Raw genomic sequence first — 299 nt, forward strand, 5'->3', positions numbered from 1 at the left:
GGATCCAAAATAGCCTGTTTCGTCACGATGGAAAAACCTTGGAACCCGGCATTATGCAAGACCCGTTCGGCCAGCATCTTCCCGGTCCCGTGTAACGGCGTATAAACCAGTTTCATGTTTTTACCGGTTTCGGCGATCAAATCTGGGTTGATCGTAACCGTTTTTAATTCGGCCAGGTAAGCCTGATCCACATCCTCACCAATCAGGTGCATCAGACCAGCTTCCCGTAATTTTGTTTCAGCAACCACAGCAATGTTAAATAAATCTGTCACTTTGCGCACATAGCTGGTGATCAGATC

At 47.2% G+C, this 299-nt stretch carries 1 pseudogene; it reads right to left on the reverse strand.

The annotated features are described in order from the left end of the window. Positions 1-299 (reverse strand): annotated as a pseudogene (locus FC83_RS17205) (phospho-sugar mutase); the annotation flags it as partial.

Origin of the sequence: Agrilactobacillus composti DSM 18527 = JCM 14202, assembly GCF_001436375.1 — a bacterium.
GTDB lineage: Bacteria > Bacillota > Bacilli > Lactobacillales > Lactobacillaceae > Agrilactobacillus > Agrilactobacillus composti.